The 10491-nt window shown below is 37.9% G+C and carries 6 protein-coding genes and 2 pseudogenes; 7 read left to right on the forward strand and 1 reads right to left on the reverse strand.

Annotated elements, in window-relative coordinates; all coding sequences use genetic code 11:
• A pseudogene (dnaI, locus tag GMD6S_RS10560) lies at positions 1–500 on the reverse strand (primosomal protein DnaI); the annotation flags it as partial.
• A 2-nt stretch (positions 501–502) separates the two neighbouring features.
• Between dnaI and GMD6S_RS12470 the strand changes: the two are divergent.
• The 7 genes and pseudogenes from GMD6S_RS12470 to cas6e all read left to right on the forward strand — a co-directional run.
• Positions 503–646, forward strand: a pseudogene (locus tag GMD6S_RS12470) (hydroxymethylglutaryl-CoA reductase, degradative); the annotation flags it as partial.
• A 433-nt stretch (positions 647–1079) separates the two neighbouring features.
• A complete protein-coding gene (locus GMD6S_RS10565) occupies positions 1080–3860 on the forward strand; it encodes a CRISPR-associated helicase/endonuclease Cas3 (RefSeq protein ID WP_000038364.1) in 2781 nt (926 codons plus the stop codon).
• Positions 3847–5514: a type I-E CRISPR-associated protein Cse1/CasA gene (locus GMD6S_RS10570; protein WP_000086038.1), complete on the forward strand. Its 1668-nt coding sequence runs from the start codon at positions 3847–3849 to the stop codon at positions 5512–5514. Before GMD6S_RS10565 ends, GMD6S_RS10570 begins: the two co-directional genes overlap by 14 nt.
• Positions 5515–5523: 9 nt before the next feature.
• Entirely contained in the window at positions 5524–6117 is a 594-nt protein-coding gene (gene casB, locus GMD6S_RS10575) for a type I-E CRISPR-associated protein Cse2/CasB (protein WP_000893380.1), read from the forward strand.
• On the forward strand, positions 6107–7180 hold the full coding sequence (gene cas7e, locus GMD6S_RS10580; RefSeq protein WP_000210568.1) for a type I-E CRISPR-associated protein Cas7/Cse4/CasC: 1074 nt from the start codon (positions 6107–6109) through the stop codon (positions 7178–7180). The genes casB and cas7e overlap by 11 nt, the downstream gene beginning before the upstream one ends.
• A gap of 9 nt (positions 7181–7189) precedes the next feature.
• Positions 7190–7909, forward strand: a complete 720-nt coding sequence (gene cas5e / locus GMD6S_RS10585) for a type I-E CRISPR-associated protein Cas5/CasD (protein WP_000849181.1) — start codon at positions 7190–7192, stop codon at positions 7907–7909.
• 4 nt (positions 7910–7913) lie between these two features.
• A complete protein-coding gene (gene cas6e / locus GMD6S_RS10590; RefSeq protein WP_000275970.1) occupies positions 7914–8561 on the forward strand; it encodes a type I-E CRISPR-associated protein Cas6/Cse3/CasE in 648 nt (215 codons plus the stop codon).
• Positions 8562–10491: the final 1930 nt, after the last annotated feature.

Genomic DNA, 10491 nt, shown 5'->3' on the forward strand with positions numbered 1-10491 from the left:
TTTTCCAAATCTTGGAAATTAAAGTTGGAAGTAAAGAAGGTTGGCAAATCTTCCTGCATGCGGTACTGAAGAATGACTTGGAGAATCTCATCACGTACCCAAGGTGTCGACTGCTCTGCACCAATATCATCCAAGACCAGGACCTCTGCTAACTTGATGTCATCCACCAAGGTCTTCACAGATCCTTCACCGATGGCATTTTTCACATCAATGACAAAACTTGGATAATGGAGAATGGTCGTTGATGCCCCACGTTTTTCAGATAGGTCATGAGCTAAGGCTGCCATCATAAAACTCTTACCAACACCAAAATCTCCGTAAAGATAGAGGCCTTTTCGGATACTAGGGTAAAGGTCAACAAAGGAATAGAGTCTCTCAAAAATCGGTAAACGTCCTAGATCATCCAGGTCAATCTGAGCCAACTTCGCTTTCTTAAGGCTTGCTGGTAGATTGATCAACTTGAGACGATTCTTGATTGCCGCCTCTTTTTCAGCCGCGATGTCACATGAAGTTACAGGCCAAATCCTTAGCTCTCCTAGCAGGTGCTAGTGAGTCTGAAGTTACTCCCCTCGTTGAGCACCTCATCGCAGATAAAACCTTTAACTTAGAGACAGCTCAGCAATATTTAAAAGTCTGGCGGTCTTAGCCAGTTGAAACCGTGGTATTAGTCTCAAAGAATGAAACATAAGGAAAACAAGTTCATTGTCAATTGAAAAGTCTCACATATAACGAAGAACAGGAGAGGATTACATTATTCTCTCTTTTTTTGATATTTGAATCACAGAGAATGTACCCATTTTCAACAATACAATCCTTTACAGTTAATTTAAGGGAAATATCATCCATTTCTTACTTTAGGGTATGGAAGTGAAGCAATTCTATGGTGAATGGTTTTATAGTAATAAAGATCATTCTAGTAATGTTTTAAAACTCCTCTAAAAAGGATTTTCCCATTCTTATGTTTACACTACTTTAGAAAACAGCATGTTTTTGTAACCCCTTCCATGTTTGTTGTTGTATTTTAAAACTTTTAGGTATAAAATGGAAATATATAAAATGGGATGAAGAGGGGATGAAGCATGTCTAAGAAAAAGTCCGATACTCTTTGGGCTAAGAAAAAGGAAGAAAATGGTAGATTTTTTTGGTTACCCTTGTCTCAGCATCTAGAAGATACAAAAAATATAATTGGACTTCTCTGGGAGCATTGGTTAAGTGAGGGGCAAAAAAAACTGATTGAGGATTCTCTGGATTCAGTAACACATGATGGCGGTTTAGGGAAACGACTTGCACAATTTTTAGCTGCTGTTCATGATATCGGGAAAGCAACTCCAGCCTTTCAAACTCAAAGAGGATTTGCAAATTCAGATGATTTGGATATTCAACTATTAGAAAAATTGGAGCAGTCAGGATTTACTAAAATTAGTTCACTTCAACTATCATCACCAAAAAAGAGTCATCACAGCCTTGCAGGTCAATATTTGCTATCTAGTTATGGTGTTCAAGAGGATATTTCGACTATTATTGGTGGACACCATGGACGACCGATTGATACGATTGAGGATGTAAAAAATCAAGGGAGCTATCTTTCAAACTATTTTCAAAATGAAAGTAAGGAGAGTGCTATCCATAAGAATTGGGATTTGGTTCAAAAAGAAATCTTCAACGGTGCTTTAGATGAGTTGGGGTTTGACTCTGTGAGAGAGCTTCCTAGAATTAAACAGCCTGCTCAAGTTATCTTATCAGGATTGCTGATTATGGCTGACTGGATCGCTAGTAATGAGTACTACTTTCCTTTATTAAGTGTCAATGAAAAAGAGGAGGTAGATAAGTTAAGACGCCTTCAAGATGGGTTTGAAAGGTGGAAAAAAACTAGTTTGTGGCAACCTAAATATATCTCAAAACCAGATAGTCTTTATAAGGAAAGATTTGGATTTGAACCTAATAATGTTCAATCAACCTTATCTCATGTTATTACTCAAATATCTAAACCTGGGATTGTAGTTCTAGAAGCACCAATGGGGTTAGGGAAGACAGAAGCTTCATTGATTACAGCAGAGCAGTTAGCTACTAAGACGGGAAGAAGCGGTCTTTTTTTTGGTTTACCAACTCAGGCGACATCGAATGGGATTTTTAATCGTATTGAAAAATGGGTTGAAAGTTTAAAGGATGATTCTGAAGACATACTATCTATTCAGTTGGTACACGGGAAAGCAGCTCTAAACGAAGATTTTTTAAAACTTAAAGCTAATACATTTAATTTTGATGATATAGAAAATGGTAGCGTTATCATTAATGAATGGTTTTCTGGGAGAAAGACTTCGGCTTTAGATGATTTTGTAGTGGGGACTGTTGATCAGTTCTTAATGTTAGCATTGAAACAAAAACATTTAGCTTTGCGTCATCTAGGTTTTAGTAAAAAGGTTGTTATTATTGATGAAGTTCACGCTTATGATGCTTATATGAGTCAATATTTGATGGAGGCGATAAAATGGATGGGAGCCTATGGTGTTCCGGTAGTCATTTTGTCAGCGACATTACCTTCTCAACAAAGAGAAAATATCCTTAAAAGCTATATGTCTGGGATGGGGATCAAATGGCGAGATATTGAAAATACGGACCAATTAAAGACAGACGTTTATCCTTTAATCACTTATAATGATGGCTCAGAGATTTATCAAGTTACAACATTCAATAAGCAAAACATAAAAGACATTCACATCATTCGTTTACAAGAAGAGCAGTTATTGGGAACTGTTAAAGATGCCCTTGAGGGCGGTGGAGTAGTTGGAATCATTGTCAATACAGTGAGAAGATCCCAAGAGTTGGCAAGAAACTTTTCGGAAATTTTTGGAGATGATATGGTGGAATTACTTCATTCCAGTTTTATTGCGACCGAAAGAATCCAAAAAGAGAAAGAATTATTACAACAAATCGGAAAAAATGTAGACCGTCCACATAAGAAAGTTATCATTGGAACTCAGGTGATTGAGCAATCCTTGGATATTGATTTCGATGTGATGATAAGTGATCTGGCACCTATGGATTTGCTAATACAACGTATTGGACGACTTCATCGACACCAAATAGAACGGCCTCAAAAGCATGAAATAGCTAGGTTTTACGTTTTAGGAACTTCCCAAGAGTTGGATTTTGAAGAAGGAAGTAGTTTTGTTTATGGTGATTATCTGTTAGCCAGAACTCAGCACTTTTTACCAGATATCATGAGATTGCCAGATGATATTTCACCATTAGTCCAGAAAGTTTATAGTCCAGATTTTACAATTGAGTTTTCAAGTCAGGAATTTCAGCAAAAATATTTAGATGCTAAGACGGAGCATGATGTCACGATTAAGAATAAGGAAACAAAGGCAAGAACATACCGTATCAATGATCCTGTCTTAAAAATATCGAGACATAGAAACAATAGTCTGATTGGTTGGTTGAAGAACCTGCATCCAAACGATAGTGAAGAAAAATCTAATGCTCAGGTTCGTGATGTTGAAGATACAATTGAAGTGATTGCTTTAAAAAAAATGTCTGATGGCTATAGCTTATTTATTGAAAATCAAGATATATCTCAGAATATTGATAATCCTTTGGTCGCTAAAAAAGTAGCACAAAATACTTTACGACTTCCTATGAGTTTATCCAAGGGCTATAATATCGATCAAACTATTGAAGAGCTTGAAAGGTATAACAACAGCTATTTAAGTCAATGGCGAAATTCATCGTGGTTAAAAGGAGCTCTCGGGATTATTTTTGATGAAAACAATGAGTTTATTCTCAATGGGTTTAAACTCTTATATGATAAAAAATATGGGATTACAACGGAGAGGTTAAATAAGAATGAGTCGATTTAATTTACTAGATGAACCCTGGATTTCTGTCGTTTATGATGAAAAAGGAACAACAAAAGAAGTTTCCTTGCAGGAATTATTTATAAATGCTCATCAGTACAAAGATTTAGCAGGAGATACAAAAACGCAAGATTTTGCTGTGCTGCGAGTTTTGCTGGCTGTGTTACATACTGTCTTTTCACGCTTTGATGCAGATGGTAATGTCTATGAGTATCTGGCAGTAGATGAGCGGTTTAAACAAATTGAGCCTGTGGAAGAATCTGATATTGCTGACTATCAGGATGATTTATATGATACATGGAAAGATCTTTGGGAAAGTGGTAAGTTCCCAGACATTGTTAGTCATTACCTAGAAAAATGGCGGGATCGCTTTTACTTATTTGATAAGGAATATCCATTTTTTCAAGTTAGAAAAGAGGATATTGTAGCAGACAAAATTAGTAAAGCAAAAGCAAGCAGTATCTCTGGGAAAAATATCAATAGAACGATTTCAGAGAGTGAGAATAAGTTAGCCTTATTTTCCCCAAAGAATGGTAAAAATAAAGAACAACTGACTGCTTCCGAAGTTACACGATGGCTTTTAACTTTTCAAGGGTACTCAGGATTATCCGATAAAGTTATTTTTGGAAAAGAAAAATATAAAGTGTCAAAGGGCTGGTTGTTTGATATCGGGGCAGTTTTTATACAGGGAACTTCTTTATTTGAAACGCTGTTACTAAATTGTATCTTGCCATTCTATGACCATGGTAATTTAGAAAGTATTCAATGTCCCTGTTGGGAATTTGCTAGTTCTGATAATATTAATCGCTATTTGTTTGGTAGTGAATGTACAGATTTAACTAATCTGTATACGATTTGGAGCAGAGGGATTTATATTGATCCAGAATATGATTTAAATAAGCCTTTCTCTTTTGAGATTGTAAAATTACCCGAAATTAATCATCGGGACAATTTTTTAGAGCCGATGACAACATGGAAATATAATACTACAGGAGAAAATAAAGATAGCTATACTCCTAGGAAACATCTCTTGAATCAATCGTTGTGGCGGTCATTTGGTTTGCTAGCAGTAGAAGATAGAACAGGGCACTTTAGAAAACCGGGAATTATTGATTGGCTCGGAGATATAGGTGACATAATAGGAAATAGATTATTTAATATTATTTCCATTAGTATGCAGGATGATGGAAATGCTACTTCATGGCTTCCAACTGATGAAGTTATTGACTCTATACTTATCAATGATTTAGTTTTGGCGGATTTTAATGAGAGTGGTTGGGTACCACGTATTAATGAGGTGGTAGAAGAAACAAAAACTGTCATTTCCAAAGTATATAAACGCTATATAGAGGAACTAAAAGAAATCAGGAATATCTCAAACAACAATTATACTAATCAGATGGTTGAAATGCTCTATTTCAAAATCGATCACCCTTTTCGAGAATGGTTATCCAGTATCCTACCAGATGATGAAAAGGATCCTAAAATCAAAGAATGGAGAGATTTGCTGAAAAAAATGGTTAAAGCTGAAGCAAAGAGCATCTTAGGTCACGGAGGAACTAGGGACTACCTCGGCATTGAAAAAGATGGTCGAATAAAAAATATTGCAACTGCCTATAATTCATTTGAATATTTGCTTCATCAACAATTAAAATAGGAGGTGTGTGTGTTGGAACAATCCAAACAGACAGTTGGTTCTGTCACAAAAAGAATTATTAGACAATTGAGTTATGAGTTGGAGTCACCATTGAGTAAAGCCGCACTGGCCAAAATTAGAAAAACGTTGGGTAAACCCTTGAGCGATGCAACAGATATCTGGCCGATTTTATTTGAGCATTTACCAGAGGAGTTCGTCAATTCATACCAGCAGCCTAGCTATGAGGAGTTAGCGATTTATACAGCTATCCAATTTTACGCCTTACATCAACAAGGAACTTCAACCAGTGTGATGTTAGATGAGCCCGATACTTATCAAAATATCGGTTCTGCTCTTAGTCAACTTCGAAAAGGAGATGACACGACAGCCATTGACAGAAGGTTCAATGTTATGATTACATCATCAACTTTTGAAGAGTTGATCTACCATTTACGCCACATGATGATGTTGCTCAAAACAAAGTCTCCTGCTACAAAGGTTGATTATGCTAAGTTAGCTGAAGACTTGTATTGGTTTTTAAAAAATGTACAAGAAAATCTTCGCCTAAATTGGGCAAGATCATATTATAAACAAATCAAAGGAGAAAAACACAATGACAACTAACCAACGCTTATTTTTAGATATTCATGCTATACAAACCTTACCACCTTCAAATATGAATAGAGATGATACAGGTAGCCCAAAGACTGCTCAGTACGGTGGCGTAAAAAGATCGCGCGTGAGTTCTCAAGCTTGGAAGAGAGCTATAAGAGACTATTTTAATACTTATGGAGAACAGTCAAATGTCGGTGTCCGAACAAAAGACATTGTAAGGTATGTTGCGGGTAAAATTGTAGAACTAGATAATTCTATCAGTTTTGAAGATGCACTAACCAAAGCAGATACAGTCTTGATAGCTACTGGAATTAAGAAAAAAGGTAAAGTCAAGGCACTTTACTTTATGGGGGATAGACAAGCTGAGAAATTAGCTCAAGCAGCCTATGAAAATCTGACTGATAAAAAGGAACTTCAAAAACTAGCTAACTCAAATCCAGCCATTGATGTTGCTATGTTCGGTCGAATGGTAGCTGAAGATCCAGTTCTAAACGAGGATGCTTCCTCTCAAGTTGCTCATGCTATTTCAACACATGCTGTACAAACTGAATTTGATTTCTTTACTGCTATTGATGATTTAGCTCCAGAGGATAATGCAGGTGCAGGTATGCTGGGAACCATCGAATTTAACTCTTCTACGCTCTATCGTTATGCCAATGTTGCGATTCATGAATTATCAAAACAACTAGAGGATGAGAAATCCTTAAAGAACAGTTTGAATTTATTCATCGAAGCATTTGCAAATTCCCTCCCGACAGGAAAAGTGAATACTTTTGCCAATCAAACTTTACCGCAGGCTCTAATCGTTTCTTTGCGTGATGATCGTCCTGTTAATCTTGTCAGTGCTTTTGAAGAACCAGTTAAATCAACAGATGGTTATGTGGCGAAATCTATTGAAAAACTGTCTAAAGAGTATACAAGAGTTGAAAAATTCGTGAATAAACCACTTTTGACTTTCTATGTGACTTTGGATGAAAATGAGAGTTTAAAACAAATTGGTGAGGAAAAATATTCAGTTTCAGAATTATTAAAAGATTTTTCGGAAACCTTAGAACAATTCCTCAAAAAATAGGTGAATGGCATGAAGACTATTTTGTTGAAATTTGCTGGTCCTTTGCAATCTTGGGGGACAAGTTCACATTTCGAAACAAGACATACGGATTTTTATCCTTCTAAGAGTTCTGTTATTGGGTTGATTGCTTCAAGTCTAGGATATCGTCGAGACGATGATGAAAAAATTGTTCGTTTAAACGAGCTGGATTTTGCAGTTCGAGTGGATCAACAAGGAAATTTACTCAGAGATTTTCATATTGCACAGAAGTATACAGAAAAAGGAAAGTTTGAACGAAATTATGTCACAAATCGTTATTATTTAGAAGATGCTGTTTTTGTAGTGGCTCTTTCTCATAATAATGAGCAGTTTTTGGAAATGATTTTACAAGCTTTGAGAAATCCCTATTTCCAACCATTTATGGGAAGAAGGGCTCTGCCGTTGACTGCAGATTTTATCTTAGGTGAAACTGAGATTGGAGCAGTTGAAAGTTTGAGAACTCTTGAATGGCAAGCTTCACCATGGTTTATGAAGAGAAAGTTTATGGATGCCGTAACTTTAGAAATCTATTCTGATAGACATTTAACCGATAGAGGTATTTATCAATTGAGACAAGATGTTGTCAAGTCTTTTTCACAAAAGGGGAGAAGATTTGGCTATAGGTATGAAACTAGAGAACTGGTTCAAGTTCGGAATTCGTTTCGAGATAAAAATACGGCACATGATGTTTTTAAGAGTATAGGAGATTGATGGTATGTATATCTCAAGAGTAGAAATTGATCGGACCAATCGCCGAAAAATTAGGCGCTTAACACATATAGGCGCATATCATGCTTGGGTAGAAGAGAGTTTTCCAGAAGAAATGGAACAATCTATTCGAACAAGAAAATTATGGCGTATAGATCGTATCCAAGATAAAGATTACCTGATTATTGTTAGTAAAAATAAACCTGATTTACAAGGATTAGAAAAATATGGGGTTGCTGGTAGTGCTCAAACCAAGGATTATCAACAATTTTTAGATAACATCTATACTGGTAGCCGAATGAAATTTCGAGTGGTGCTTAATCCAGTTATTTCCTTAGTATCACCAGATAATCTTAAAAGAGGTATTGTAAAACCTCATATTACGAGTGAACATCAGATGAATTATCTAGTAGAACGCTCTGACAAAAATGGATTCTCACTGATAAAAGAAGATTTTTCAATCGTTGAACGTGGTTATGAGGTGTTTAAAAAAGCTGTTAAACCTATCCGATTGATAAAGGTTGTTTATGAAGGGGTCTTAACAGTTAGTGATGCAGATCTTTTTAAGAAGCTTTTGACTGAAGGAATGGGAAAGAAAAAAGCATACGGTTTTGGTTTAATGACCGTTATTCCATTGGGAAACGAATCATGGTAAAAAAAAGTGGAACGAAGAAAACATCTCTGCGAGAACTTCCTAAAATAAGTGATCGTGTCAGCTTTATTTACGTAGAACAGTTTTTCCCGCACACGCGGGGGTGATCCTACCACTGCTCTTGCGATATTCTTTGCCAATCTGTTTTTCCCGCATACGCGGGGGTGATCCCGTGACTTTCCGTTTGGTGACTGATTATAGCCTATTTTTCCCGCACACGCGGGGGTGATCCCGGTGCAGTCAGCATCCTTGTCATTTTGGCAGGTTTTTTCCCGCAGAAGCGGGGGTAATCCTAACACGATTGACATTCCCATATTGAGTCAAATGTTTTTCCCGCACACGCGGGAGTGATCCCACAATTCACTTGTACGAACGGGGTGGATATCCGTTTTTCCCGCAGAAGCGGGGGTGATCCCAAGACTCTTACCATCTTCAAGATGTCTGATATATTTTTCCCGCACACGCGGGGATGATCCCAAGACCAGGATAAGCAAATCAAGGCACTTGAAGTTTTTCCCGCACACGCGGGGGTGATTCTACGATTGAAGATAATAAGAAAGAAACAAGTAAGTTTTTCCCGCATATGCGAGGGTGATCCTGGGTCTAAGAAAATGACCTTTTGAATGGTTGTGTTTTTCCCGCAGACGTGGGATTGATCCCATTTGCTTCTGACCGTTGAAATAGAAACCGTGGTTTTTCCCGCAGAAGCGGGGGTGATCCTGGGTATAGTAAAGAGGGCTTTTTAATGCCTTTGTTTTTCCCGCACATGCTGGGGTGATCCTGAGGGCTTGGTCATCGGTAAGAATGACGGTAGGTTTTTCCCGCACACGCGGGGGTGATCCCATGATTATGACTATCAATGACCATGAGGGTGAGTTTTTCCCGCATACGCGGGGGTGATCCTACGCAAGACGTTTCAAGTGCTGCAATCCTTACGTTTTTCCCGCACACGCGGGGGTGATCCTGATAGAAGCCGATTGGGTTTGACTGCTCCACTGTTTTTCCCGCAGACGCGGGGGTGATCCTTAAGTTCACTTCTTAAAAAAGATGAAGAATTGGTTTTTCCCGCACACGCGGGGGTGATCCCAGTATTTTTAGCAACTTTAGCTTATCAATGGAGTTTTTCCCGCACACGCGGGGATGATCCTATCCTGGATACAGGAATTGAACTGGCTTTCATGTTTATTTTTCCCGCAGACGCGGGGGTGATCCTGTAGACACATCTACAAGCTGGACAATCCCTCTGTTTTTCCCGCAGACGCGGGGGTGATCCTGTAGACACATCCACAAGCTGGACAATCCCTCTGTTTTTCCCGCAGACGCGGGGGTGATCCTACAGATGCTTGTATTCGCTTTATGGAAGTTATGTTTTTCCCGCAGAAGCGGGGGTGATCCCTGATTATCTAGCCCCATCTCATAGATGGCCCAGTTTTTCCCGCACACGCGGGGGTGATCCTCCACCAATTTTTCCTTTGTAGCCATCAAGCAAGTTTTTCCCGCAGACGCGGGGATGATCCTATCCACGTTTACTCTATCCTTAAACAAGTCAAGTTTTTCCCGCACACGCGGGGGATTGACTACATAAAATGAGATATAAGAAAATCTCCCTATTGAAAACTGGTAAATTAGAGATAGGAGTGTTTTTTTATAGGAAAAAAGCATATTTTGTGTCAAAGAAGACATCTTACATAACAAAGGAGAAGACAAGTAAATCGAATGAAGTCATCATGGAGACATTTGGTAACAATAACATCAGTTGGGTAAAAAACTTGTAGCAGAGTATAAGAAAATTTGTCTTGCATCTGTTTTCTTAGAGATTTTCAGAACTAAATGCTCAACATTTTTTGATTGGAAAAACGAGACTAAAATCCTTAGCTCAGATTATCGTTTCTATCGGTCTCGCCCAAAACTTTGCGGCCCTCAAAGCCTTGGT

It is taken from the genome of Streptococcus sp. GMD6S, from assembly GCF_000297015.1.

What these genes read in the sequence shown, in the direction of transcription:
- GMD6S_RS10565 (WP_000038364.1), top strand. Translation starts at nt 1,080, where the DNA reads ATGTCTAAGAAAAAGTCCGATACTCTTTGGGCTAAGAAAAAGGAAGAA.
- GMD6S_RS10570 (WP_000086038.1), top strand. Translation starts at nt 3,847, where the DNA reads ATGAGTCGATTTAATTTACTAGATGAACCCTGGATTTCTGTCGTTTAT.
- cas7e (WP_000210568.1), top strand. Translation starts at nt 6,107, where the DNA reads ATGACAACTAACCAACGCTTATTTTTAGATATTCATGCTATACAAACC.
- cas5e (WP_000849181.1), top strand. Translation starts at nt 7,190, where the DNA reads ATGAAGACTATTTTGTTGAAATTTGCTGGTCCTTTGCAATCTTGGGGG.
- cas6e (WP_000275970.1), top strand. Translation starts at nt 7,914, where the DNA reads ATGTATATCTCAAGAGTAGAAATTGATCGGACCAATCGCCGAAAAATT.